This window comes from Streptomyces krungchingensis, from assembly GCF_054729265.1.
Window position 1 is genome coordinate 6,063,383 of record NZ_JBPUKY010000001.1, and the last position, 23,961, is coordinate 6,087,343.

General features: G+C 69.9%; 17 protein-coding genes. 11 read left to right on the top strand and 6 right to left on the bottom strand.

Annotation, left to right across the window (positions count from 1 at the left end; all coding sequences use genetic code 11):
* Positions 1 to 6: 6 nt before the first annotated feature.
* Positions 7 to 2,385, top strand: coding sequence for an outer membrane protein assembly factor BamB family protein (locus tag ACSYGO_RS26705; RefSeq protein WP_426680166.1), 2,379 nt, complete (start codon positions 7 to 9; stop codon positions 2,383 to 2,385).
* Between the two features lie 311 nt (positions 2,386 to 2,696).
* Here ACSYGO_RS26705 and ACSYGO_RS26710 read toward each other — a convergent pair whose 3' ends face one another.
* Entirely contained in the window at positions 2,697 to 7,271 is a 4,575-nt protein-coding gene (locus tag ACSYGO_RS26710; RefSeq protein ID WP_460387891.1) for an FtsK/SpoIIIE domain-containing protein, read from the bottom strand.
* A gap of 300 nt (positions 7,272 to 7,571) precedes the next feature.
* On the opposite strand from ACSYGO_RS26710, the gene ACSYGO_RS26715 reads away from it, so the two are divergent.
* From ACSYGO_RS26715 to ACSYGO_RS26745, 7 genes are all read left to right on the top strand, one after another.
* Positions 7,572 to 7,880, top strand: coding sequence for a WXG100 family type VII secretion target (locus ACSYGO_RS26715; RefSeq protein WP_078629450.1), 309 nt, complete (start codon positions 7,572 to 7,574; stop codon positions 7,878 to 7,880).
* Between the two features lie 635 nt (positions 7,881 to 8,515).
* Positions 8,516 to 8,839 (top strand): hypothetical protein, encoded by a 324-nt coding sequence (locus ACSYGO_RS26720; protein ID WP_460387893.1) that lies wholly within the window; start codon positions 8,516 to 8,518, stop codon positions 8,837 to 8,839.
* On the top strand, positions 8,836 to 10,356 hold the full coding sequence (locus ACSYGO_RS26725; RefSeq protein WP_460387895.1) for a putative T7SS-secreted protein: 1,521 nt from the start codon (positions 8,836 to 8,838) through the stop codon (positions 10,354 to 10,356). The genes ACSYGO_RS26720 and ACSYGO_RS26725 overlap by 4 nt, the downstream gene beginning before the upstream one ends.
* Before the next feature lie 553 nt (positions 10,357 to 10,909).
* Positions 10,910 to 11,692 carry a hypothetical protein gene (locus ACSYGO_RS26730; protein WP_460387897.1) on the top strand — a complete coding sequence of 261 codons (783 nt, stop codon included), beginning with the start codon at positions 10,910 to 10,912 and terminating at the stop codon, positions 11,690 to 11,692.
* On the top strand, positions 11,689 to 12,342 hold the full coding sequence (locus ACSYGO_RS26735; RefSeq protein WP_460387898.1) for a hypothetical protein: 654 nt from the start codon (positions 11,689 to 11,691) through the stop codon (positions 12,340 to 12,342). Before ACSYGO_RS26730 ends, ACSYGO_RS26735 begins: the two co-directional genes overlap by 4 nt.
* Complete coding sequence (locus tag ACSYGO_RS26740; RefSeq protein WP_460387900.1) at positions 12,339 to 12,947, top strand: hypothetical protein; 609 nt, start codon at positions 12,339 to 12,341, stop codon at positions 12,945 to 12,947. Before ACSYGO_RS26735 ends, ACSYGO_RS26740 begins: the two co-directional genes overlap by 4 nt.
* A gap of 36 nt (positions 12,948 to 12,983) precedes the next feature.
* The gene (locus ACSYGO_RS26745) at positions 12,984 to 13,544 is read left to right on the top strand and encodes a hypothetical protein (protein ID WP_460387902.1); all 561 of its coding nucleotides are present in this window, start codon (positions 12,984 to 12,986) and stop codon (positions 13,542 to 13,544) included.
* Positions 13,545 to 13,635: 91 nt separating this feature from the next.
* Here ACSYGO_RS26745 and ACSYGO_RS26750 read toward each other — a convergent pair whose 3' ends face one another.
* The 5 genes from ACSYGO_RS26750 to ACSYGO_RS26770 are packed head-to-tail and all read right to left on the bottom strand — an operon-like array spanning position 13,636 to position 17,324.
* Positions 13,636 to 14,163, bottom strand: coding sequence for a hypothetical protein (locus ACSYGO_RS26750; RefSeq protein ID WP_460387904.1), 528 nt, complete (start codon positions 14,161 to 14,163; stop codon positions 13,636 to 13,638).
* A 7-nt stretch (positions 14,164 to 14,170) separates the two neighbouring features.
* Positions 14,171 to 14,821 (bottom strand): hypothetical protein, encoded by a 651-nt coding sequence (locus ACSYGO_RS26755; RefSeq protein WP_460387905.1) that lies wholly within the window; start codon positions 14,819 to 14,821, stop codon positions 14,171 to 14,173.
* A gap of 14 nt (positions 14,822 to 14,835) precedes the next feature.
* Positions 14,836 to 15,726 (bottom strand): hypothetical protein, encoded by an 891-nt coding sequence (locus ACSYGO_RS26760; RefSeq protein WP_460387907.1) that lies wholly within the window; start codon positions 15,724 to 15,726, stop codon positions 14,836 to 14,838.
* 13 nt (positions 15,727 to 15,739) lie between these two features.
* On the bottom strand, positions 15,740 to 17,014 hold the full coding sequence (locus ACSYGO_RS26765) for an enoyl-CoA hydratase/isomerase family protein (protein WP_460387909.1): 1,275 nt from the start codon (positions 17,012 to 17,014) through the stop codon (positions 15,740 to 15,742).
* A 7-nt stretch (positions 17,015 to 17,021) separates the two neighbouring features.
* On the bottom strand, positions 17,022 to 17,324 hold the full coding sequence (locus ACSYGO_RS26770) for a hypothetical protein (protein WP_426680155.1): 303 nt from the start codon (positions 17,322 to 17,324) through the stop codon (positions 17,022 to 17,024).
* A 449-nt stretch (positions 17,325 to 17,773) separates the two neighbouring features.
* On the opposite strand from ACSYGO_RS26770, the gene ACSYGO_RS26775 reads away from it, so the two are divergent.
* The 3 genes from ACSYGO_RS26775 to ACSYGO_RS26785 all read left to right on the top strand — a co-directional run bounded on the left by ACSYGO_RS26775 (position 17,774) and on the right by ACSYGO_RS26785 (position 23,954).
* Positions 17,774 to 18,517, top strand: coding sequence for a hypothetical protein (locus ACSYGO_RS26775; protein WP_460387911.1), 744 nt, complete (start codon positions 17,774 to 17,776; stop codon positions 18,515 to 18,517).
* Positions 18,518 to 18,629: 112 nt separating this feature from the next.
* Positions 18,630 to 19,277, top strand: a complete 648-nt coding sequence (locus ACSYGO_RS26780) for a hypothetical protein (protein WP_426680154.1) — start codon at positions 18,630 to 18,632, stop codon at positions 19,275 to 19,277.
* Between the two features lie 93 nt (positions 19,278 to 19,370).
* Positions 19,371 to 23,954 (top strand): RHS repeat-associated core domain-containing protein, encoded by a 4,584-nt coding sequence (locus ACSYGO_RS26785; protein ID WP_460387913.1) that lies wholly within the window; start codon positions 19,371 to 19,373, stop codon positions 23,952 to 23,954.
* Positions 23,955 to 23,961: the final 7 nt, after the last annotated feature.

Genomic DNA, 23,961 nt, shown 5'->3' on the forward strand with positions numbered 1-23,961 from the left:
CCGACCATGGAGACACTGCAGCCGGACGATCCGCGGGAGTTGGGGAGCTACCGGCTGCTGCGAAGACTGGGTGCGGGCGGCATGGGCCGGGTGTACCTGGCCCGTTCACCCGGCGGGCGCACGGTCGCGGTGAAGGTGGTGCGCCCCGACCTGGCCGCGGACGCCGACTTCCGCCGCCGCTTCGAGCACGAGGTGGAGATAGCCCGCGCGGTCTCGGGCCGGCACACCGCCCCGGTCGTCGACGCCGACCCGGACGCGGCGCTGCCGTGGCTGGCGACCTCGTACGTGCTCGGCCCCGACCTCACGGACGTGGTCGACGCCCACGGCGCGCTGCCCGAGCGCACCGTCCGCGCACTCGGCGCGGGCCTCGCGACGGCCCTCCAGGAGATCCACGCGGCCGGCCTCATCCACCGCGACCTCAAGCCGTCCAACGTGCTGCTGGCCGCCGACGGCCCCCGCGTCATCGACTTCGGCATCGCGCGCGCCGTGGACGGAAACCGCATGACCCAGACGGGAGTCGTGGTCGGCTCGCCCGGCTACATGCCCCCGGAGCAGGCCATGGGACGGGACGTCGGCACGCCGGGCGACGTCTTCTCGCTGGGTGCCGTCCTGACCTTCGCGGCGACCGGCCACAACGCCTTCGGTGACGGCGCGGCCTCCCACGCGGCCATGCTCTACCAGATCGTGCACGGCGAGCCCGACCTCACCGGCGTACCGCAGTCCCTGCTCGGCCTGATCCGGGCGTGCCTGCTGAAGGAGCCGGACCAGCGGCCCGCCCCCGGCGAACTCGTGGCGGCCCTCGCACCGGGCGGCATCGACAGCGTGCTCACCGACTGGCTGCCGTCGGCGGTCGCCTCGACCATCGCGACACACGCGGCGGGCATCCTGGACCTGGAGGCCCCGGACGCCCCGGCTCCTGGACAGGCCCCCGCCACGGCACCGGTCTTCGGCCCGCCGCCGGCGATGCAGGGCGGCACACCGGCCCCGGGCACCCCCGCGCAGGGCACCTCCGCCCCGGCCGGGACGCCGGTGCCGGGCTACGGCTATCCGCCCGCCCACGGCACCCCCGCCCCGGCGTACGGCACCCCGGCAGGCGGCATCCCCGGCGGTCCGGCCGACGGCACCGGCACCCCTCTGCCCGGCACGGTCGCCCTCGGCACGCCCCCTTCCGCCCCGGCGCCCTCGCGGCGCCGCTTCCTCGGACTGACGGCCGGCGTCGCCGGTGTCGCGGTCGTCGGGGGCGGCACCGCCTGGTGGCTGTCACGGGACGGCGGCTCCTCCGACACCTCGACGGGTGCGGGCGGCTCCACCGGGCCCGACGCGGAGACCTTCACGACGCCGCCCGCCGGCACGGCACCGCAGGCCCTGTGGCACCGGTCGGTGCCCGAGGACAGCACGAGCGACGACGTGCCGCTGATGATCCACGACGGCCTGCTCCTCGTCATCGGCGACCCGCTGGTGGCGTACGACGTGAAGACGGGCAAGCCGAAGTGGTCCCGCAAGGGGGTCGCCAGGTCCGGTGCCCTGCCGCTGCTCGTCGACGGCACCCTGTTCCTCGCCGACGGGGACTTCGACGGCGTCCTCGTGGCCCTGGACGTGACCACGGGCAAGGAGGCATGGCGCGCACGCCTCGACAAGAAGCTGGACCTCGACGAGACCGTCGCCGTCGACGCCAAGCACGTCTACGTCACGGTGACGGACCTGAACGACTCGCACAGCGCCACCGACTACCGCAAGGGCATCGCCGCGATCGACATCGGCACGCGCCGGCAGGTGTGGTCGCAGATGCGCGACTGGGGCACCGACAACTGGGACGTCCAGGGCACGGCCTCGGGGAAGCACCTCGCCTACGCGGACTCCAAGTACAACCTGACCGTCCGCGACACCGCGACCGGTCAGCAGCTGTGGACGAAGAAGCTCGGCGACGACTGGAGCTGGACCCCCAAGGTCGCCTCGGGTCTCGTCTTCCTCCAGGGCGACAAGCTGACGGCCCTCGACGCGGACACCGGCGAGGTCGTGTGGACGCTGTCGCCCAACGGCCGCCGCGGCTTCGACGAGCCCACGGTCATCGACGACGTGCTGTACGTCGCCGACCACGACGGCGGGGTGTGGGCCGTCGAGGTCAGGACCGGGAAGAAGATCTGGCTCTGCGAGGACCCCGGGGCCCGCCGGGCGCCCACGACGTTCCTGCGGGCCGGAGCGACCCTGTACGGCGCGTCCTACTGGGACGAGGGCGGCATCTTCGCCATGGAGGCGAAGACGGGCAAGTCCCGCTGGGTCTACAACGACAACAAGGGCCCGGGTGAACCCTGGCGGGTCACCATCTCCGGCAACCGGCTGCTGGCGACGCACGGGTACGAGATCTACGCGCTGCCCGCCGTGTGAGCGCGGGCCCCGGCCGGGAACCGCGGGGCCGCGTGACCCGGACCTGATCGTGACCCGGACCTGAGGGGCCCCGGACCTGATCGTGACCCGGACCTGAGCGTCCCTGGACCTGAGTGTCCCTGGACCTGAGTGCCCCCGGACCTGAGTGCCCCCGGACCCGGAGGCGGGCCGTACGCCGCCGCCGGGTCGGTCCGGCCCGCCGCTCTCGCTCGCGCGCCCCGGCCCGGAGGTGCTCCGGACCGGGGCGCGCGTGCGTCACATCGGTGTGCGTGCCGTCGCCCGCTTCTCGGTGCGGGTGCCGTCGGCCCGCGTCACATCGGCGTCGTGACCGTCAGCGGCTCGCCGTCGCCCAGGTGCAGCAGCCCCTTGCCCGGGGCCACCGGCCCGCCGACCATGCTCCGGTTCGTGCGGATGCCGATGAGCTCGCCCGCCGAGGAGTCCTGCGGGGAGAGCAGGATTCCGCGGCGGCCCTTCTTCATCTCCACCTGCCAGCCGGAGAAGCCGCTGCACACGTCGTCCTCGTCACCGGCGATGACCAGGCCGAGACCACGCTCCGCGCCGCGCTGCACGATCCGCTTGAACACGGTCTCGGCGTCGCAGTCCTCCAGCACCTCGCCGTCGTCGACGAGGACCACGACGGGCTCCTGCACCGTGGCCGAGTCGATGGCCTCGCGCAGGTCGTCGCTCTCGATGTCGTCCTCGTCGAACACCTTCAGCACGCCGTCCACACCGTCGAGTTCACGCAACGGCGACGGGCGCGGCGCGGCGACGACGATGCGGACGCCCTGCGCCAGATACGACTTCGCCATGTTCATCAGGGTCGTACTACGGCCCGACTTGGCCGGACCGGTGATGACGAACGTCGGCACACCCTGCGCGAGGTCCGGACCGAAGCCCATGATGTCGTCGCCGCCGATGCCGACCAGGCTCCACAGCCTGGAGCGGGAGGCGTCCGGGTCGCGCATCTCCCAGGCGTCCGTGAAGGAGATCCGGGTGGGCAGGACGTCGACGCGGAACGGGCGCCGCGAGCGCGGCAGATCCGCGTCACGGGCCGTCGCGGCCTCGCCGATCGCGGCGATCGCCGCGGCCTGCCCCTGACCCGTGGAGTCCTCGGAGAGCAGCGCGAACTGGGTCTCGGTGCCGTGCTCGTTGCGGTAGCCGCGGCCCGGCGGGATCTCCTCGGGGACCTTGCGGGCGTTGATGCCGAGCAGCGAGAAGTCCGAGCGGTCCGCGAGCCGCAGACCGTACTTGTCCTCGGTCAGCGAGCCGATGCGGGTCGACAGGATCTGGCGGTCACCCGTCATCACCATGTGCAGGCCGACGCTCGCGCCCTCCCGCATCATCGCGGTCAGCTGGTCGGTCAGGTCGCCGTGGTCGTACTCGCCGAGCGTCGGCAGCCAGCCCTCCCAGCGGTCGAGCAGCACCACGATGTGCGGCAGCCGCTCCTCCTCCGGCACCGCGGCCCGCTGCTCGCCGATGTCCGCGAACCCCTTGTCGGCCAACAGGTCCTGACGACGGGTGAGTTCACCCTTGAGGCGGGCGATGAGACGGACCACGCGTTCGGTCTGGTTGCGGCTGACGACGGCCCCGCAGTGCGGCAGCCGGGTCAGCGCGTTCAGGGCGCCGTTGCCGCAGTCGATGCCGTACAGGTGCACGTCCGCCGCCGAGTGCGTCCGCGCCAGCGAACCCGCGAGAGTCCGCAGGATCTGCGAGCGGCCACTGCGCGGCGCACCGCCGACGAGGAGATGACCGAACGAGGCGAAGTCCACGACGACGGGGCGGCGGGCCTGGTCGGCGGGCAGGTCCTCCACACCGTACGGGGCGGGCGGCAGCTTGCCCGGTCCGCCCGAGAAGGCGGGCACCGGGATCTCGTCGAGCAGCAGGGTGTCGGACAGCGCGGGCAGCCACGGGCTGTGCTGGGCGGGGATGCCGAGCGCCTGGTTGGCCTCGCGGACCGCGTCCACCAGCACCTTCAGGTCGGTGATCTCCTCCTCCTCGCGCTGCTGCGCCTTCGGCTTCACCAGCGCGGCCCGGCCCAGGTCCTCCCAGCCGAGCGGGCCCGCCCACGGGGCGAGCACCGTCGGATCGGCGGCGCCGGGACGACGGCCGCCGACACGGCCCGACTGGAACGGCACCAGCGAGGCGTGCCCGAGGCGGACGTAGGCCCGTCCCGGGGTGCTCTTGGAGATGTGCCCGGCCTCGGGGGAGTCGATGACGTCGCTGGACTCGCCGCCGTCGGTGACCCGCAGGGCGATCCGCAGGTTGGTGTTCGCCCGGATCTCGGGGGAGACCACACCGCTCGGCCGCTGCGTGGCGAGCAGCAGGTGGATGCCCAGCGAGCGGCCCCGCTGCGCGATGTTCACCAGGCCGGTCACGAAGTCCGGCAGGTCACGCACCATGGACGCGAACTCGTCGATGACGATGAGGAGTCGGGGCACCGGCGCGTGCGACGGGTCGCGGCGCACGAGGTCCTGGTAGTCCTCGATGTCCTTGGCGTCGGCCGCGGCGAGGATGTGCTCGCGCCGCTTCAGCTCGGCACCCAGCGACTCCAGGGCACGCTCGACGAGATGGGCGTCGAGGTCGGTCACCATGCCGACGGTGTGCGGGAGTTTGACGCAGTCCTTGAACGCCGAGCCACCCTTGTAGTCGACGAGGACGAACGTCATGTTCTCCGGCGTGTTGGCCACGGCCAGCGACGCCACGATGGTCTGCAGCAACTCCGACTTTCCGGAACCGGTGGTGCCCGCGATCAGACCGTGCGGGCCGTCCCGGCGCATGTCGATGCCGAACGGGCCGTCGTACGACTCGCCGATGACCGCCATCGTCGACTGGCCGCCCATCCGCCAGCGCGCGGTGATCGCGTCACCGGTCGGCGGCTCCAGCTGGAGCACGTCGAGCAGCCGGCTGGCGCCCGGAAGCGCCGAGTCCTCGGTCTCGCCGCTGATGTCGCGCAGCGGGGACAGGGCACGCGACAGCCGAGCGCACCAGGCCGCCGAGACGAAGTCCGGCCGCACGTCGCGGACGCGCGCCACACCCGTCTGCTGGACACGCAACCGCAGTTCGAGCGCCTGCTCCGCGCCCGCCGCGGAGTCGTCGGCGTCGGCGGCGTGCCAGGCGTGGAAGGAAGGGAAACCGCCGGGGGCCGCCGGGGCGCCCGGTGCGACCCGCTGCTGCGGGACGGTGTGCTCCTCGGGCTTCGGCTCCGCGATCACGATGGCCTGGCACTCGCCGGGCAGGAACCGCTCCTCGGCGTCCAGACAGATCGCGTACATCGACATGGCGGGACCCTCGCGCAGCAGCCGCACCACACCCGGCATGGAACGCAGCCGGCGCGAACCGTCCCACACGACGACGATGTCCGGGTCGTTGAACGACGCCTTGTTGCCGTTCTGTCTGGCCGCCTTCTGCCGGGCGTCGAGCAGCTGCGTCAGCTCGCCGATGCGGGCGCCGACGGTCTCCGCGTCCGTACCGATGAGGACGTTGGCGTCCTGGGCGCCCGAGGGCCGGCTGTGCGGCAGCCACCGCACCCAGTCCCAGCCCTCCCGGCCGCTGTTCTCCGTCAGTACGTAGAACTGCACGTCGAGCGGGCTGTGCAGCACGGCCGTCTGCGCGACGGCCCAACGCCCCAGCGCCTGCGCCGAATCGCCGGGGCCCGCGATGCCGACGACCCCGCGCTCACGCAGCGGCAGCGCGACCGGAGCGTCCTCGATGGTCCAGGTGACCTCACGCTTGTGGTCGTCCTGCTCCGGATCGTCGAGCACGACCTCGGAGGGCAGCCGGCCGGTCCCGACGCGCAGCAGCAGATGGTCCGCGTCGGTGCGGCGGCGCTCCCACAGCCGGGTGCGCGGCCCGGTGCCCAGCGACAGGACGGCCGCCGGGTCGGGTACGGCCTGCCGCCGGTCGAGCCGTTCGGCGACCAGCGCCTCCTGGGCGTCCTTCTCGATCCGCTCCTTGTGCTCCTTGTACTCCTTGACCTGCTTGGCATGGGACTTGCGTCCCTGCTTCTTGTCCATGAAGTAGTTGCCGAGCATGATGAGCGGGCTCAGCAGCGCCATGATCATGTAGTACCAGCGCCCGAAGACCATCACCATGACGACGGCACTGACCAGCGGCGTCAGCGCCATCAGCCAGGGCAGCGGCCGGGCCTCGTAGTCACGAACGGGGCTGGGCAGCCGGAACTTGGTCTCCCGCTCCGGCGGATGCAGTCGGGGCGGCCGGTTGTAGTCGAGGCCCGCACCGTCGTCCGCCCACTTCAGGGCGGCGTTCGGGGGCGTGTAACGGTCCAGCTCGAAAAGGGTGTTGCCGACGGCGATCTGGCTGCCGAGCGGCCACTCGTCACTGTCGCGCTCCTCGACGGCCGACCCGTCGAGGGTGACGCTCTCCTTGTCCTTCGCGTCCCCGTGCACGGCGACCTTGCAGGTCCCGTCCGTCGCCACGGACAGTGTCAGGGCCCGCTGCGGGAGTTCCGGGTCGTCGACGCGGATGTAGGCGGCGGGCCCGCTGCCGATGTCGTACCGGCCGATCCCGAGCCGGTGCACCGCGCCGGCCGCCGGACCGCCCGCGACCCGCAGCTCGACGAGCCCGGACGGCTCGCCCGGCAGACACCCGGCGGGGTCGTGCAGGCTGACGACGGCGCCCTCGCGCAGCGGCGAGGTCCCTATCGTCGCGCCGGGATCGACGGGATACCCGTCGACGTACGCGACGGGCGCCCCGCCGCTCGCGGCCTGGTGCTGCCCGATCGGGATGATCTGCGCGCCGCCGCTGTACCCGACGTGCGCCGCCAGCTCCTTGGCGATGTCCCCCACCGAGGACTCGGGATCCGCATCAAGAACCACGTCGGCGGTGGCACCGCCGAGCGGATCGACGACGGTCAGAGTCAGGCGCACTCTCGTCCTCCCCAGCCACCTGAGGCCGCTCCCGGAACGCCGGCCACAGTGCCCACGACGATAGCCGCTCCCGCCTTCCCGCAGGCAACGAGCCGTGTGAGGGCTCCTTGAAGACCCGCCGCCGGTCACAGGCCCGGCGGCGCCCGCCCGTACAGGGCCGGAGCGCGCCCGTGACAGAACCGGGGTGTGCTCCTGCAAGCGCCGTAAGTAAGCTGCTTGCTCAATGCGGAAGATCGCATCATCCGCATCAGGAGCCACGGGGGTTGGCCCTGCGGCGAGTTGAAGCATGGAGGACGCCACATGGCCGGCGGCAAAGACGCAGACATCACATACGAGAAGATGCGGCACGCTGCGAAGCGTCTGGGCCACGAGAAGGAGAAGATGGAGGACAAGCTCCACGGGCTCGACAGTTACATCGACGGCCTGGTCGCGGACGGCTACACGACCGCGAAGGGTTCGCAGGCCTTCGACGACTCCTTCAAGGAGTTCACCAAGGGCATGAAGGACACCCTGGAGGGCCTCAAGGGCATGGCCAAGTTCCTCGACGACGCCGCGAAGGCGTACGAGGACCTGGACGACCAGCTCGCCAAGGGCGTCAAGGGGAAGTAGCGGGCCGCGTCCGCTGCGATGCGTGGGCGCGACGGGGCACTTGCGGTGTCCCGGCGCGCCCGTCGTCCCCGACCTCGTCGACGCCGGCCTCACCGGTCCGCGAGCGGCGCAACATGCACATGCGGATCGCGCTGTGCTGCTCCTCGGCGGCGAGCACCGACCAGGAAGCCGTCCTTGAAACGGACACGCAACGTCCGTCCGTCGTAGGCGGGCTGGGGATCCTCGGCGGTCCTCTCTCCCGCGGGCATCTCGGCCGCGACGCGCATACGATGCCGCGTTCCACCCGGAGGCGTCCGACTGCCCCGTCTCCAGGGCACGTTGTCGACGACGGCGGTCGCTCGTCGCTTCCCGTCGGCAACGAGCTGTGCCCGGGGTGCTCGAAGACCCGCTGCCGGTCACAGGCCCTGCGGCGCCCGCCCGCACGGAGGCCCCTGCCTGCCCGTGGCAGAAGCAGGGTGTGCTCCTGCAAGCGCCGTTAGTAGGCTGCTGGCTCACGTGGAAGATCCATCATCCGCGTCAGGAGCCACGGGGGCCGGCCCTGCGGCGAGTGGGAGACGGAGGGCGTCACATGACCGGTGGCGAAGACGCACCTCTGTCGTCCCCGGTTTCCGTGAACCGTCTCTGCAGGGGAAGTCATGTCGGACCAGACAGCTGATACCGACCGCATCAAGGAGAGTGCCCGATCCCTCTCCAAGATCCATCGGGAGTTCAGCGGCAATGCGAACCCGGCCGATGGGCTGGGCGTCGGCACACTCGGCGAGCAGGGGCTGGTCGACGTCTTCGACGACTTCGGCAGCAACTGGAAGATTCACCGCGAGCGTCTGACGGACGAATTGAAGAAGCTCTCGGAGATCCTGTCCACGGCGGCCAAGGCGTACGAGGACATCGATCACCAGCTGGCCGAGGCGCTCCGCGGCACGGACAAGAAGGCCGACGGCGGCAAGGGAGGAAAGAAGTGACACGCCCCCGCGCCGACGAGTGGACGGTGATCGGAGAGTCCTCGGATCCGATTCCCGGAGATCCCGAGGAAGTCGCCCAACTCGGTCGTGAACTGCGGAAGACGGCGGAAGCCATCAAGAAGCAGGCGAAAGAGATCAAAGCGCTCTCGTCCGTGGAAGCATGGAAGAGCAAGGCCGCCGAGGAATTCCGCAAAGAGGCCGAAGAAGCCGAGGGGAAGCTGCAAAAGGCGTTCAAACGCTATGACGTGGCCGCGGACGCCATGGGAGAGAAGGTGGTCGACGGCGGCCCCTCGAAGGAGTACGCCTCCGAACTCCACCGCGCGCAGACCATGGCGGACAAGGCGCTGCGCGACGCGAAGGACGCGCACGACGAACACACCACGAGTTCCGGCGCCATCGACAAACTGCCCAAGGACACCGCGGACGACGACCCGGACCGCAAGAAGCTGGAGAAGCGCCAGGAGGCGGCGACTTCGGCGATGGAACGGGCGAAGAAGGACCTCGAAGCGGCCAAGGACGTGCGTGACGCCGCCGCCAAGAGGGCGCGAGACGCCATCCGGCACGCCATCGACCACGACGGTCTGAAGGACGGCCGCTGGGACAAGTTCAAGGACTGGGTGCACGACAACGCCGGGTGGATCCAGAAGGTCCTCGACGTGGCGGGATGGGTCGCCACCATCTGCGGGACCTTGTCGCTGCTCGTCGGATGGATCCCCGTCATCGGCCAGGCCCTCGCGGGCATTCTGGGATCCATCGCGCTGGCCGCCACCATCATCTCCCTGCTCGGGCACGTCCTGCTGGCGCTCGCGGGGGAGGGGAGCTGGTTCGATGTCGCCCTTGACGTTGTGGGCCTGGCAACTATGGGTATCGGTCGAGGCGCCATCGCCGGAGCGAAGGGCGCGATGCAGGGAGCCAAGGGAATGGCTCGCTCGGCTGCCTTCAAGCAGGCCATGGAACGAGTTGTGGCGAAGAAGGGGAGCGCTGCCTTCAAGAGAGCGGAGCAGGCGGCCTGGAAGCAGGCCAATCGCCTGAGCGGCGGCGCCTTGCGGGGCAAGGCCGGTGCGGAAGCGGTGTCTTCCACACCCAAGGGATGGTTCCCCGGTGCCGGACGCGTCGCAGAGGCCTTCAGCCCCAAAGCCATCGGCAAGGAGATGATCGAAGGCTTTAAGGGCGTGAAGGACCTCGGGTGGAGCAATCTGAGGCAGCTGGGCCAGGGCAGCACCTGGAGGGGAGTGGAGATCAAGGTCGGCGACAGTGGACTCGACAGCCTCACCCGCGACATCGTCGACATCGCCCCGTCGGTACGCAATGTCGACGAGGTCAAGGCCGCGATGGACGTCTTCAAGACCCAGACGCACATCTGGCAAGCTTCGACTGGCGTGGCGTCGTTCATCGACGCCGCGGACAAGAAGGAATTGACCGCCCCGATCGGACATGTCTTCAGTTCCGATGTGCTGGACGACGGGCTCTGGGCGGCCACGGGAATCAAGGACGCTTGGACAACGAGCAATGGCTAGTCGATCCGACACCGGAATGACGCTTCCGGAAACGGCCTTGCGGCCGAGGAGAGCGGAATCCCACGCCGTGGAGGTGGTGCGTCACGCGCGCCTGCACCGACGAGGGAACGAGCTGATCGTCCGGGACAGGCGGCTGCGAGAGCGTCGGTACATCGTCGGGCAGGGCGGCATCGTCCGTGCTGTCTTCATCCCACCGACCGAATCGGGCGAGGTGAAGAAGCCGTCGGCCGACCGGTGGGGAGTGGTCCACTTCAAGGGCGCCGACGAGAGGACGATCCTCAGCGTCCCGTTGGCCGAGTGGCTTCCGGAGGCGGGTGTCGTCGGGTTGCTGCATCTCAGCCCCACGCAGTGCCTCGACCGGACCGGCCTGCGCCGACTCACGGCCGAGATGCGGATTCCCCTGGAGCAGGGTGCGGAATCCGGGGATCGTTCCGAGGCGCAGGCATCGCATGTGCGGCCTGACCACGCGGTACACCGTGACCTTCCTGCCTGGCGTAACTGGGCGAGGGGCATCGGGATGCTCCTCTGGTTCGTATTCTTTTTCATCGTTCCCATGGCGAGCAGCGGCAATGCATGGACAGCCCTGGTGGCCGCGGCCGGACTCTTCCTCGTGCCAGGAGCGGACCTCGCCGTCCGCCTTGCACAGAGACTCCGTGGCCGACGGGACAAGTCGCTCGCGGGCGCCGACACCGTGGTACCCGTACCCGAGCCGGGCCGGGGGGCCACACGCAGGTTCTGCGACACGGCTGCCGTACACGTCCTCCCGCAGGACGTCGTTCTCACCGACACGCTCGGTGCGGAGCGGTGGATCCCGAGGGGCGGAGCGCACGGAGTCGTCAAGCTGGTGCGTCTGACGCACCCGGCCTCGGGTGCCGTCCTCGGCGTCGAGTTCCGGGACTCAGCGAACGCGGCGCGGGCTCTGCTGCCCTGGCAGTGGTGGTTCGCCGGTCCTCACGGGCAGGAAGCCTGGTCGAAGCTCGTCGCCGCACTCGGGGTTCCCGTATCAGACGAGAAGACGCGGCGCGTGCCGAAGGATGACCCCTGGTGGCAGAACCACGACCTGAACGCAGACGCGATGCGTCTGTCGCCACTGAGGGCCAAGGAAGCACGAGAGCTGACGAGTTGGCGCTCTGCAGTCATCGGGGGCGGCGAACCGATCGTCGTCCCGGTCTTCGCTCTGCTTCTGCTGCCCCCACTCCTGTCTGACCAGTGGCCCGCACGAGTGGCGGGCGTGCTGGCCGTTCTGACCGTCGTCGCCGAACTCGCCCCCGTCGCGGTCCATCAGCTGGCCTCCCGTCTGAAACTCGACAAACCCGCCGCACCGGAGTCACCGTGACCACCCCACTCGACGACGACCGCACCCAGCCTCCTCCCTCCGACTATCAGCTGCTGCTGCCGGACGGCTGGTTCCGGGTGGACCTGGAACCGGAGCGTCGACAGCAGTCCGTCGATGCCCTGGTGAACCGGCAGTTCAGTGGCGTCGACAACGAGCCGCGGCTGCGTCGTCTCCTCCGGCAGGAGCTACTCGAACGCGCCGCGAATGCCTTCGACCAGGGGGGAATCGAGCTCTATCTCAGCCTCCAGCAAGCCGGTGCCCTCACGATCCCCGCCTCCCTGCTAATCACCTTGATCCCTCCGCGTAGGCCCGGGGGGCAGTTGCCACCTCTCCAGGACTTGGCCGACGACCTCGCGGCCCAGGCAGGCGTGGGACGCACGGTCTCGATGCGGGAACTCGCGGCCGGTAAGGCCCTTAAGGTCCGCGTCGATCCGGTCACGGAGGCGCCCCCGCCGCCCGCCGCCACTCCCGAAGAGGGAGATGTGCCTGCGCTGCCGGCCGTGACAGTGGACTATCAACTCGCCGTTCCACGTAGCGAGATGAGTCTGCTGCTCAGGTTCTCCACGCCCCTCATCCAGATCGCCGACGCCATGGTCGAGCTCTTTGATGCGATCGCAGGATCACTCACCTGGAAAGACGGACAAGGATGAGCGAGGTGACACCCGTACCCAGTCTCACCTATGGGATCTCCTGCCCGTCGGACTGGATTCCCCTGCCCGTCGGCCCGGGGGCGGACGTAGACGGCTGGTGCGCGGAGGCGGCTGCAGAAATCGTCGAGAGAAGCCGGGCGGCCGGGTACGACATCGATACGAAGACCGTGCGGGCCGACCTGCGCGCCAGAGCTGAGGACAGCCTTGGCCGCGACCCCTTCTACGCCTTCGCGTTCTACCCCGATGGCTTCGACGCTGCGCTGGGACTGCTGGAAGTCGATCTCATTCATCCCGATGAAACCGTCCCGCGTATCACCCTGGAGTGGCTGGCAGAGATCTTCAGTGCGCACGACTTCGGGCCTCCGCATGTCACGCGCACCGACGAGCCGGCCGGGCCCGCCGTACGTATCCGTCAGGACTTCGCCGCCGACGACGCCCCGCCCGGCGGCCCCGGGGTCCTGCTGGAGACCCTCACCTACGGACTCTTGCCGACCGGCACTGAGAGCGCAGTGGTCTTCCTCATGTCCTGGACGGTGCCGGGCATCGCCGAGGCGATGGAGGACACGGCGGACGGCATCGTCAAGACGCTGACCGTGGAGTCATGAGCCCCCCTGACGGCGGCTCCGAGAAGAAAGAGACAGGTGCCGGACGAGACAGGCAACGGATCGCGGGCGCGGCAAGGGCTCGCGATCGCCGGGTTCGTCCTCGGTCTGCTGGCGGTCGCCGCGGCGATCCTGCTGGCCCTCGGGACATGGCGGGGGTTCGTACGGGAGACCGCACCGGAGCTCCTGGACCGGCCGGGCGGGCCGTGGGCCGTGGGGTGCGTTCTCGGGCTGGTCACGCTCGGCGGCGCGTTCGGAGGCGGTCGGCTCGGTGATGGGCCCTCCGGACGTCCGCGCCTGCACCGTACGGCCCGGAGGACCGGCGCGGCCGTCCGCTGGGTGGCCGCCGCCGCTCCGGGGATGTACCTGATGGGAGCCCTGCCTGGCAAGAACTGCCCCTCGTACAGGATGAGTTGCCAGTACATCCCGGGCACGGGCGGCGCTCTTCTCGCGTACCTGCTGACCGTGGCCCTTCTGGGGCTGCTCTGCTTCCGCCTGCGCGGCGCCCGGTCCGAGGCGCGGGGTGCGCGCGAACGCGAACGCCTGCGCAGGCTGCGCAAGAAGGGCAAGGGGAAGAGCCGGGCGGGACGGCAGCGGTAGCCGACCGTGGGCGCTGACGGACCCCCTCGCGCAGGTGGACCGCCCGCACAGAGGGCCGGCGAAACGGGCCTCGGGCGCGGCGAGGGGCTCCTCAGGACGACGTGGACTCCTGGGTGTCGGCTTCCTCCGCCGCGGACCGCCTCCCCGCGTCCGGCTGTTTCTTGTCCGAGTACGGACGGGGACGGCGGTGACCGCTGACCGTGCCCCAGACGACGGCGACCAGCGCGGCGACGGTGCCGAGGGCCAGGAGCGAGACTTCGTAGATCGTCCAGTGGGAGTGGGCGAGGTACGGGGGATGCAGTGAGACGCGGCCGTCGTGCAGGAGGTGGGCACCGGCCTGGGAACCCACGAGGCTCCCGATCATTCCGACGGCGAGGAAACCGTTGCGTGCCCGAAGCCACGCCCCGATCAGACCACCCACCGCCAGGGCGACCGGCCCGGTGGGGAGCGTCACGGCACGGTCGTCGTACGGGACGAGCAAGGAGCCGAGCCATGCACCGGCGGCCATGGCGACGAGCGTGAACGCGAGGACGGCGACGCCCCGCCAGGCAGTGCCGAGGGGTGTCCGGTGCGGCCAGGCAGCGTCCGGACCGGACCGACCGACGATGGTCTCGTCCATGGCGGGTTCAGTCCTCCGGCTCGACGAAGGAGACGGTCTGCAGGATTGCCGCGACCATGTCGCAGAACTCGCCCCAGTACTCCGTCGACGCCGTGCAGAGCGTGAAGACCGCCGTGTACGGGCCCGTCGGGAAGGGCACGTGGACCTGGATCTGTCCCGTGAGGAGTTTCGCCTCCTCACCACTCGCGGTCACCGACGGATCCAGGGTGAGTTCACGCAGGGTGATGCAGGAGACCGCGGGGCCGCAGGGCAGATCGAGCCGACGGGCGTCGTTGAGCGGGTCCTTGGTGAGGACTGCCAGTGTGCCCTGGGCGGCGACCTCCGGGTCCGTCTGGTCGGTCTCCACCGCCGCCACGGTGAACGCGCACTGGGCGACACCGCCCTCCTCGGTCGAGAAGAGCCCCATGGCCGAGTACGAGACGCCCTCGCCGGCCATGTACTCGGCGATCGCCGCGTAGTAGGGGGCTGCGGGCGCCCAGATCGACTCGTCGCCCCGCGCATAGAGCTCGCGGACGAACTCGTGTGCAAGAGCGGTGCGTTGCTCGACCGTGGGGGCTATGGGGAGGGTGAAGAGGCCCTCGGGGACGGAGAACCGGACAGGAGGGATGTCGGACCCGTCGGAGGTCACGGAAGGTATGGAGCTGGTCGAGGTGGTCATGCGGGCCGTTCCGGTCAGAGGTCGCCTGGCTTGGACTTCACGGGCTCGCCGTCGGACCCCATGATCTTCAGGTGGGGATCCGTGCCCGTGCTCGGGTCGGGAATCGGCTTCGAGACCGCTTCGATCGTGAGATGGCCGCTGGGCCGTCGTGTCACCACGGTGCGGAGCGCGGCGTGCTCCGCCGCGAAGGCGGCCACGGTCTCCCGCTGGCCTGGCGTCAGCTCCTCGGGCGGGACGACTTCGGACGCGTGGGCGAGATGGCGTACGACCTCCCAGTGGCTGTCGGCCTCCGGCGGGGCGAGCCTGCACCAGGACCCGTCGGCGAAGACGATCTGCGCCTCCACCCCCATCCGCGTGAACGTCCTGCGTTCGACCCGCGCGATCGTGTCGCGGTCCGTCTCCCAGAGCACCTCGTCCCGCGCCGTGTCGTCGTCGGTAAAGCCGACAACGAGTACGCGGCGATCGGTGACGATGACGTGGGTGCGGTAGCCCTCCGGGCAGCGCCCCGGATCGAGCTGCCAGGGAAGCGTCCGTGCCAGCGCGCCGGGCGCCGCCCACAGGACGGGGAAGTCCTCGACCTCGTTCGCACGGTCCTGCGCGGAACCGGTCCCCCTTGGACTGCTGCCGACGCTCCCCGCGGAAGCCAGCGCTTCCACCGCACCCATGACCGCCAGAGCGAGGGCACGGCCCGCGAAACCGCCGGCTGCCCGGGTCCGCCGCTCGGTCTTCGACCGGATGGTGAAGTCCGGGCCTTCGGGCCACCCCGTCAGCTCGTGCTGGATGTCGTTGCGCTCCGTGTCCCGGAACCACCGCATACCCGCGACGGCGACGGCCGTGCCGGTGGCGAAGCAGCCAGAGGTACGTGCCAGGAGGGTCTCTCCGGGAGCGGGTTGCCAAGTAGCCATCCGAATGGTGCCTTCAGTGTGAGGTGGCCGCGTCGTGGAAGCGGTCGCCAGGGTTGACCGCTTCCCCGATGTGCTGCGTGATGGTGGTGATCTTCGGGCCGATCTTGCCCGCGGCGTCGAGGGCGATACCCACGGGTGTCTCCGGGTTCAGGGCCAGCCTGTTGGCGGTGATGAGTTTCAACCCCTTGGTCCCGATCCACTGGCCCTGGTGGTAGCCCGCTTCGGCGAGTCCCGCCAGACGGTTCATGGTTCCGGAGCCCGAGCTGATGAAACCGATCTCCTTGAAAGAGCCGCCCAGCACGATCCGCTTGCTCAGCAGAGGGAGTCCGCCCTCCACCTTCTGCGCCAGTTCTCCGGTGGCGAAGAGGTTGCGGGCGCCGGCCGCCAGTTCCGTGCCCTGCATCCCCTTGCCGAACATCAGGGCCCGCTCCGCCGCAGTCGCCTTGGTGGCCACCTTGACCCCCTTGCCGAACAGGCCGATGCCCGGCAGCAGCCCGAGGGCGTCCGTACCTATCTCCATCCAGCTGACGTCCGCCCCGGCGGCCTTCGCTATGGAGTGGCTCAACAGGGCGAGACCGCTGGCGAGGAGAGCCGCGGCACCGAAGATGGCGCCGAGGGGCTCGAAGGGGATGGTGATGATGGCCAGCAGTCCCAGGATCGCGGTCAGATCACTGAGCAGGTCGCCGATGAAGGCGATCAGATCCGCGTGATCCTTGATCCACTCGCCGGTCGCGTCCCACGCGTCCGCGATCCCGTGCCCCAGCTTGTCCCAGAACCCGGGCTCGTCCGGTGCGATGTCGGCGGCCTTGTCGAGGTCCTTGCTGATGAGGGCCGCGGCCTTCTTGTAGCGGTCCTCGAGGTCGTGGACGTCGCTGATGACCTTGTCCACCGCGCCGGACGCCTTGCCGAGCTCGTCGCTGCCCTTGCCCTCGGCCTTCTTCTCGGCCTTGTCCTCGGCGTCGAGTTTCTCGCCGGCGGTCTTCTCCAGCCGGTCGGCCTCGTCCTGGAAGTCGGAGAGCTGCCCGGCCCAGCGGTGCAGGGCACGCGAGGCCTTGTCGAAGGAGTCGTGGCTCTTCTTGATCAGCGGCGTGACATCGGTGGAGATGTGCTCGCTGAACGCGAGCGCGGTCCTGCCCTTCCAGGCACCGCACTCGATCTGCTGCAACTCCCGCAGAGCAGTGCCGAGTTCACCCGCGAGCCCGCCGAGCTTCTTGGCGAGCTCACGCGTCTGCTCGACGTCACCCGGCGTCGGGTCCCAGCCTATGTGGGGAAGGGAAGGGCGTCCCATGCGCGCCTCAGTGCCCCTTCTTCTTCGGGGACTTGAGCGATTCGGCGAGGTCCAGGTCGAGCTTCTCGAAGGACTCGCCGATCTTGTCGATCATCTTGATGGCGCCCTGGGTGTGCTTGCCGAGCTGCTTGATGCCGTAGCCCCAGTCGTCGGCGAAGTCGTGCACGTCCTCCACGAGACCCGCGTCCCCGACGACCGAACCGTCGGTGCCGCGCAGTGTGCGGCGGGCGGTGTCCATGCGGTCCGTGACGGTGGAGAACGTTTTCCTCAGGTCCTCGAAGATCGTGCCCTCGAGCCGTAGATCACTCACGATGTCCGTCCCCGTTGCCTCTGTGAACAGATCACCCCGACGGGAGCGAGCGGACGCCCTTCCGGCCACGGCGATCGTCCGGCCAATCCTAAGGATGCTTTCGGCCACCGCGCCCGGGAGGGCACCTCTCCGACTGTTGTTTGGGGTGCCTATGGGGCTGCATTTGCCTGGCCTTGGTGCGGCGGGGAAGTTTTCGCTGTTGCGTATCGCGAAGGGTGGATCGGGGGGATTGGGGTGGTTGGGAAGGGGTTGCGGGGCGTCCGCGTACTCACTGACAGGCCTTTGCCCGGCTCGCATTCCGACGGCGCCACGCGAAACGGCATCTACCCGTACGGACCGTCTGGAAGTGAAGGAGTGGTCCGAGAACCCTCGCGAAGGAGGCCGGACGACGGACGCCCGTGCGTAGGAAGTCGACGACGGATACTCGTGCCGTCGACTCAGGAGAAGCCATGGATATTCGCGCAGTTGTGACCGGATTTCCGAACGCCACCTCGATTCCGGGACTCGACGACGCCTGGCACTGGACGCCGGCGCCGGGCATCGATTTCGCCGGGGCGCTCTCGGCCGACGGCGAGCGCCTGCTTCAGCTGAGCGGCAGGGATTCCTACGACCAGGAACTCGCGTCAGCCACCGTGATGTTCGCGAGAGACCATGAAGCGGACATCTTTCTTCGCAACCCCCATCTCGGGGCGGCCCCGGGTTTCGTGGCGCCGACAGGGCGGACATTCGACGTCGTCGCCGGAGTGGGCGCCGAAGTACACCGTTTCCACCGTGTCGAGAATCCGGACCTGGCCCCGTTGGTCCGTCTCACGTTCCCGGCGTACGCCGACGAGTTCTCCGGGGACGAGACGCTCGACGAGGCGGTGACCCGGTACCGGATGCTGCGCATGAACAACCTGGATCGGGACCCCGTCCCCTACCTCAAGATGCGCTACGCCAATACGCGGACGAAGGGGCGGAGCACGAACCCCGGACGTGGTCTCGCCGAGCCACGCCGCCTGATGGAGGAGATCCAGCTGCTGGAAGGGGGCCCGGGCAGCTTCGTCGAGTTCGAGAACAGGCATCACCAGGTGTGGCGCGTGGAGTGGCACGGCGTCCACCTCGTGGCGGAGTGGGAGCCGGACGCCGGTGCGCCCGAGGAGATCCAACTCGACGATCTGCTCTCCTTCGCGGAACGGTCCTTGTACGTCTGAGCGAAGTGTCGGGCTGCTGATCCCGGGACGGGCCGAGGCGCCCGCATGATGCCGCGCGTCACCTCGTAGGCTGACCCGGCCGAACTGAAGGACGAGCAACGGGGGACGCGCCATGGCCCGCTACATGGAGACGCTCACCATCGAGCGCGGTGGCTTTCGCATCAAGGTGCCCGAGTCGTGGTGGGAGTTCGACGTGCGGCCCGAGTCCCGCGACGACTCCATACGGCGCATGGTCGGCGAACGGATCGAGCAGCACCCGGAGCTGGCCGCGTACCGCGACACGTACACCGCCTTCCTGCGGAAGTCCGCGGGCGACGCGTGGAAGTCGGGCGCGCTGTACTGCGGCTGCATGGCGGAGAGCTTCGGCGGCGACACCCCCATCACCGCGTCCGTCACCGTCTCGATCGTCGGCGGCCGGACCCAGTCCGGTGACCCCCTCTCGACGGACCCCGCGACGATCGCGGGCCAGCTCGCCGTGCGTGAGGCGAAGAAGGAGGGCGACGCCTGGCGGAAGGTGACCACCGTCGACATCGCCGGCGTGGGACCGGCGGCCCGCACCTACGGCATCGAGGACATCCCCGTGCCGGACGACGCCCTCAACCGCACCGTCCGCGCCGTGCTCATGCAAACGTTCATCCCCGTGCCGGGCCAGGAGGGCAAGGTCGCCCTCGTCGCCGGGAGCAGCCAGGTACTCGACCTCGCGGACTCCTTCTTCGACATCTTCGACGCCATCACCTCGACGTTCCGCTTCGCGAACTAGGCCGGGCGAACGGCCTTCCCGTCACCCGCGCATCCCTAGTAACTTCGATCGTCCGTACGGTTGTTGTGGTGTGGGCGTGACGGGGGTTGCGGTATGGCGGGGAATCGGCCGGGGGACTGGCATGTCCTGGATCTGGACAAGGACCCCACTCCCGGTGATCCGGACCGTGTGCGTCATCTGGCGAAGAATTTGCTGGACTTCGCGGACGATGTCGGGGAGGCGTTGCGTTCGGTCAAGGGGATGGCGGACGAGGACGCTGTTCTGAAGTGGGCGGGGAAGTCGGCGAAGGCGTTCGGGGACGAGTTCTCGGGTGTGCCGAAGCAGTTGAAGAAGCTGAAGAAGTCGTACGAGATGGCCGGGGATGCGCTGGCGGCGTACTGGCCGGAGCTGGAGCGTGCGCAGGCGCTGGCGGACAAGGCCCTCGCCAAGGGCCGTGAGGCGCAGTCCGACCTTTCTTCGGCCAAGTCGCGTCTTTCGTCGGCTGATTCGTGGGTGACGCGGGCGAACAAGGAGGCGGACAAGTACAAGGACGATCCGGCCGGGAGCAGGGACAAGGAGAAGCCGGACGAGGCGAAGGTGCGTGCGGCGACGCGGGATGCGCAGCATGCGCAGTCGGCGCAGACGTCGGCGCGGTCGGACGTGACGAGTGCGAGCGGTGCGTTGGACGCGGCGAAGAAGATGGCCGAGGACGCGCGGAAGATGCGTGAGGAGGCTGCTCGTACGGCGAAGACGAAGATCGACGAGGCGTCGGACGCGGGGATCCACAACCGGAAGTGGTGGGAGGAGGTCGGGGACTGGTTCTCCGACAACTGGGACACCATCGTCGCGGTGTGCAAGGTGGTCGTGGCGGTGGTCGGGATCATCGCGATGATCATCGGTGGTCCGATCCTCGGCGCGATCGTGCTGATCGCCGCCCTCGTCGTTCTCGCGGACACCCTCAACAAATACGCGAAGGGCCAAGCGTCCCTGTGGGACGTGGCCTTCGCTGCGCTGGACTGCATACCCGGCGGCAAGGGGCTGACCAGCCTGGGCAAGCTCGCCAAGGGCATGAGGGGCCTCGGCAAGATGGGCCTCAAGGGCATGGCCATGGGCATCAAGGGGATGGGCAAGAACGCACGGCTCATGGGCCGGCAGATGAAGAAGCTCTTCACCTGCGGTGACCCCATCGACATGGCCACGGGCCAGATGGTCACGTCGGCAACGGACGTCCAACTCGACGGCGTTCTCCCTCTTCTCATCGAGCGCCACCACCGCACCGGCACCCGCAGCGGCCGCCTCTTCGGCCGGAGCTGGACGTCCACGCTTGATCAGCGGCTGCTGCTCGACGCCACCGGGGTGAGGTTCGCCACCGCCGACGGCATGGTCCTCCACTACCCGGTACCCGAGCCGGGCCTGGAACTGCTGCCCGTCGAGGGCCCGCACTGGCCCCTGAGCTGGGACGGCGCCACGGGAGGCGAGCTCACGGTGCACCAGCCGCACGCCGGTGTGACCCTTCGATTCCGGCCGCTCCCCGGCAGGCCCGCGGGTGAACTTCCGCTGGCTGCCGTCAGCGACCGCAACGACAACACGATGACGATCGCCTACGACGCGACCGGCCTGCCCACCGAAGTCGCCCATCACGGCGGCTACCGCATCGGCGTGACCACGGAGCACCGGCGGGTCACGGCGCTGACCCTGCTCAGCGCTCCGGACCGGCCCACCCTCCTGCGCTACGGCTACGACCAGGACGGCAATCTCGCCGAGATCCACGACTCCTCCGGACGGCCGCAGCGGCTCTTCTACGACGACAGGCGGCGCGTCACCGGCTGGGAGGACCGTACGGGGGCCTGGTACCGCTACACGTACGACGGTGAGGACCGCTGTGTCGCGGCCCACGGCATCGACGGCGTCCTCGACTACACCTTCGCGTACGACGACGAGGCGCACGTGACCACGGCCGTCAACTCGCTGGGGCACACCACCACGTACGGGTTCAACGACTTCTACCAACTGGTCGCCGAGACCGACCCGCTGGGGCACACCGTCCTCCAGGAATGGGACCAGCGCGACCAACTGCTGTCACGCACCGATGAGCTGGGCCGCACGATCCGCCTCGACTGGGGACCGACGGGCCACCTCGTCGGCGTGCGCCTGCCCGACGGCTCGGCCTCGACCGTTCGCCACGACGACCTCGGCCGGCCGGTCGAGACGGTGACGTACGACGGAGCCGTCACCCGTCAGGAATGGGACGAACGCGGAAACTGCTCCGCTCTGACGTCGGCGGACGGGGCCGTCACACGGTTCACCCGCGATCGAAGCGGGGCCGTGGCCTCGGTGACGGACGCGGTGGGCGCGGTGACGCGGTTCGTCAACAACGCCGCCGGCCAGCCGACGTCCGTGACGAACCCGCTCGGCGTCGTGACCCATGCGGCCTACGACGCCTTCGGGCGACGCAGCAGCGTCACGGACCCGCTGGGCGACACGACGCGCTTCGCGTGGACCGTGGAGGGCCGTCCGGCGGCCAGGACCGGACCGGACGGCGCGACCGAGTCCTGGACCTACGACGGCGAGGGCAATCTGCTCACCCACACGGATCCCATGGGACGGGTCACCCGGAACACCTACGGTCCGCTCGGAGTGCTCGCCTCACGCACCACGCCCGACGGTGCGCGCCACACGTTCACGCACGACACGGAGCTCCGGCTCCTTCAGGTCACGGGTCCGCACGGACTCACCTGGGACTACACGAGCGACGCCGCCGGCCGCCTCGTCACCGAGTCCGACTTCGACGGCCGCACGGTCTCGTACGTCTACGACGCCGCAGGGCAGCTCCTCAGCCGGACGAACCCGCTGGGCCAGTCGACGGCGTTCGCGTACGACGAGGTGGGCAACCAGTGTGAGAAGACCGTGGACGGCCGGTCGACGGTCTACACGCACGATTCCGCCGGCCGCGTCCTGAGGGCCGCGGGCCCCGACGTGACCCTGACGTACGCGTACGACGCGGCGGGCCGGGTGATCGGCGAGGCCGCCGACGGCCGGGCACTCACGACGGAGTACGACGTCCTGGGCAGGCCCACGCGAAGGACCACCCCGACCGGCGCCACCACCACGTACGCCTACGACGCCGCCGGCCGTCGCACCGCCCTCGTGGCCTCCGGGCATGCCCTTCACTCCGCGCACGACGAGCTCGGCCGCGAGACCGCCCGGGGGCTGGGCGGTGGCGAGGTCGTCCTGACCCGCGGCTGGGACGCGTACCACCGCCCCACGTCCATGAGGGTGACGGCGTCCGGCAGCGCACAACCCCTGGCCGACCGGACGTACACCTACCAGGCCGACGGCACTCCGAGCTCCCTGTTCGACCGGACCACCGGTCTCCGTGCCTTCGAGCAGGACGCGGCGGCCCGTGTCACGGCGGTACGCGCCGCCGACTGGTCCGAGACGTACGCCTACGACGCCGCGGGCAACCAGACGCGGGCGGAGTGGCCCGACGGCCGGCCCGCCCCCGAGGCCCGCGGCGTGCGCGAACATTCGGGCAACCGCGTCACCCGGGCCGGCTCCGTCCACTACGAGTACGACGCCGCCGGTCGGGTGGTCGTGCGCCGCAGGACGCGCCTGTCCCGCAAGCCGGACATCTGGCGCTACACATGGAACGGCGAGGACCGGCTCACGAGCGTCACCACCCCGGACGGCACGGTATGGCGCTACGTGTACGACTCACTGGGACGGCGGGTCGCCAAACAGCGCCTCGCGCCCGGCGCCGACACGCACCCGCAGGCGGCCCCGGTCGTCGAGGAGATCCGCTTCACTTGGGACGGGCCGCACCTCGTGGAGCAGACGGCGCCCGTCCCGGGACGCCCCGAGGAAGTGGTCCTCACCTGGGACCGCGACGGCTTCGCCCCCGTCACCCAGACGGAGCGCACGCTCCTGGCCGACGCCTCGCAGGAGGTCGTCGACGAGCGCTTCTACGCCATCGTGACCGACCTGGTGGGCACCCCGACCGAACTCGTCGACGAGACGGGCGGTGTCGGCTGGCGCTCCAGTGCCACGCTCTGGGGACTGACCACAGGGGAGCCGGACGCCGTCACCAGCACGCCCCTGCGCTTCCCGGGGCAGTACTTCGACCCGGAATCAGGGCTCCACTACAACAACCTGCGGCACTACGACCCGACCACCGCCGCCTACATCAGTCCGGATCCGCTCGGCCTGGACGCCGGGCCCAACCCGCGGGCGTATGTCCCGAACCCGCTCCGGTGGATCGACTACCTGGGACTGATCTGCCACTCCCGCGTCCTCGGCAAGAACCTGGCCGCGGACGGGCGCCCGGTGCTGGCCGGTCAGGCGGCGGCACACATCGTCCCCTCCACCCTGAACCGCGTGGTCGGCCGCACCGCGGACAGCCGCGCCATTCTGGCCCGGTACGGCGTGGACATCGACGAGGCGGCCAACGGCATACCCTTGGGGCACCCACGGCCCCACAACTTCACCCACCGCAATCCGTTCTTGCTGAGGCTCAATGAGCATCTCAGGGACACGGAAGCAGCAGGACTGGCCGCGGGCCTCAACAATGCCCAGATCGGCAACTCGATACGCGCGGAACTGCGCACCATCGGGCGTGAGGTCGAACACGAGCTGTCGCCCGGCCAGATGGTGAACAACCTGCCTGCCCCGACAGCGCGTTGGACAAGGCTCACATTCTGATGGAAGG

Coding starts and splice junctions, on each gene's coding strand:
- ACSYGO_RS26765 (WP_460387909.1), bottom strand. CDS start 17,014: ATGGGACGCCCTTCCCTTCCCCACATAGGCTGGGACCCGACGCCGGGT.
- ACSYGO_RS26715 (WP_078629450.1), top strand. CDS start 7,572: ATGGCCGGCGGCAAAGACGCAGACATCACATACGAGAAGATGCGGCAC.
- ACSYGO_RS26730 (WP_460387897.1), top strand. CDS start 10,910: ATGGCGAGCAGCGGCAATGCATGGACAGCCCTGGTGGCCGCGGCCGGA.
- ACSYGO_RS26780 (WP_426680154.1), top strand. CDS start 18,630: ATGGCCCGCTACATGGAGACGCTCACCATCGAGCGCGGTGGCTTTCGC.
- ACSYGO_RS26775 (WP_460387911.1), top strand. CDS start 17,774: ATGGATATTCGCGCAGTTGTGACCGGATTTCCGAACGCCACCTCGATT.
- ACSYGO_RS26720 (WP_460387893.1), top strand. CDS start 8,516: ATGTCGGACCAGACAGCTGATACCGACCGCATCAAGGAGAGTGCCCGA.
- ACSYGO_RS26760 (WP_460387907.1), bottom strand. CDS start 15,726: ATGGCTACTTGGCAACCCGCTCCCGGAGAGACCCTCCTGGCACGTACC.
- ACSYGO_RS26740 (WP_460387900.1), top strand. CDS start 12,339: ATGAGCGAGGTGACACCCGTACCCAGTCTCACCTATGGGATCTCCTGC.
- ACSYGO_RS26755 (WP_460387905.1), bottom strand. CDS start 14,821: ATGACCACCTCGACCAGCTCCATACCTTCCGTGACCTCCGACGGGTCC.
- ACSYGO_RS26785 (WP_460387913.1), top strand. CDS start 19,371: ATGGCGGGGAATCGGCCGGGGGACTGGCATGTCCTGGATCTGGACAAG.
- ACSYGO_RS26750 (WP_460387904.1), bottom strand. CDS start 14,163: ATGGACGAGACCATCGTCGGTCGGTCCGGTCCGGACGCTGCCTGGCCG.
- ACSYGO_RS26705 (WP_426680166.1), top strand. CDS start 7: ATGGAGACACTGCAGCCGGACGATCCGCGGGAGTTGGGGAGCTACCGG.